Genomic DNA, 1,278 nt, shown 5'->3' on the forward strand with positions numbered 1-1,278 from the left:
TGGTGATGGTGCTGAGCGTGGGCGGGTGCACGGGATTCGGTGCCGAGCCGGCAGGTAGCCGTGCCGCGTCGGTGACACCGCAGAAGGTTCCGACAACAGCGACCGAGAGCGCCTTCGCCGGGGAGTGGGAGGCGTGCGAAGGCACGACATCGCCGGAAGAGTGCAGCCGCTACCGCCTGTTCCAGCGCGGCGACCGCATCTGCGGAACCTGGTTCCATTTCGCTTCCGGAAAGGCGTACGCAGGCCGAGTCATCGCGCAGGCGATCTCCTCCACCGACGCCAGACGCACGCACATCTGCGGTCGTCCAAGTTCCGAGACCGATACCGAATGCGAAGAAGGGTGGCAGCGCATCGACAGGCCGCTGCGGCTTTGCGACGGAAAGCTCGCTGATCTGACGCGTGCCGATGGCAGCTGCTTCGCCGACTATCAGGCCGTGCCGATGGCGGACGAGCAGCGCGACGCGTTGCTGGCAGCCTCGTGGATGCAGGCGTGCCTGTCGGGCGCAGGCGACTGACGCGCCCGCGTCATCGCCCGGAGAAGTGAAGCATCACTAGCGCATCGGGGAGGTTGAGATATCGCCCCCGGGTGCGGCCTGCGGCCTTGCCCGGGCTGCGCGGGGTGTCGCGTGGGCCGAGTGAAAAGCGCCCCTCATCCGCCTTCGGCACCTTCTGCCCGCTGCACGGGGAGAAGGAAGCGACCGGTGCGCCGGCTCAGGCGCCCGACACCCGCGCCCTGTTCCGCAGCGACAGGCAGTACGCCACCGTCACCCCGATACCCAGCAGCACCGCCAGCGTGCCGCCGATCACCGCCACGTCCTTCGGCGCCGCGATCCAGAACCCCGCATAGACCAGACCGCTGAGCGCCATCGACCAGCCAGCCACGCGCTGCGCCTGCCGCGCCCGCGCACTGGGCACGAACCGCTTCGGCATCTGATTGCCGAACCACGCGACCATCAACCCGATCGCGCCCATCACGATGCGGTCGACCATCTCACTGTCGATCACCCCCTGTTGGCGGGCGAACGTCGCGCACAGCGCCAGCACCACGATGCCGATGCCCCACGCCAGACTGGAAAGCACTTCTCTGTTCATCGCGTAGATCCTTTCTTTGGCTTCGGCGCAGCCTTGCCCGCGCCGAACGAATGGACGAAGCCGAGCAGCGCGTCTTCCAGCACCGACAGCTTCAAGTGATAGATCACCGACTTGCCGACCTTTTCCGCATGCACCAGGTCTGCTTCCTTCAACACCGCGAAATGCGCCGACATCGTCGGCTTCGAC

The 1,278-nt window shown here is 66.9% G+C and carries 3 protein-coding genes; 1 reads left to right on the plus strand and 2 read right to left on the minus strand.

The window, feature by feature from the left end:
* Window positions 1-515: hypothetical protein (locus tag AC04L7_RS18945; RefSeq protein WP_475513738.1), on the plus strand; the 515-nt coding region annotated here is incomplete at its 5' end.
* Window positions 516-711: 196 nt separating this feature from the next.
* Here AC04L7_RS18945 and AC04L7_RS18950 read toward each other — a convergent pair.
* Together AC04L7_RS18950 and AC04L7_RS18955 are read right to left on the minus strand one after the other, a co-directional pair.
* Window positions 712-1,092, minus strand: coding sequence for a hypothetical protein (locus AC04L7_RS18950; RefSeq protein ID WP_435998089.1), 381 nt, complete (start codon window positions 1,090-1,092; stop codon window positions 712-714).
* Window positions 1,089-1,278, minus strand: a 190-nt coding sequence (locus AC04L7_RS18955) for an ArsR/SmtB family transcription factor (RefSeq protein WP_475513739.1), incomplete at its 5' end; no start/stop codon positions are given. The genes AC04L7_RS18955 and AC04L7_RS18950, both read right to left, overlap by 4 nt.

The organism is Pseudoxanthomonas sp. LjRoot204_2, assembly GCF_056175765.1.

Coding starts and splice junctions, on each gene's coding strand:
- AC04L7_RS18950 (WP_435998089.1), bottom strand. CDS start 1,092: ATGAACAGAGAAGTGCTTTCCAGTCTGGCGTGGGGCATCGGCATCGTG.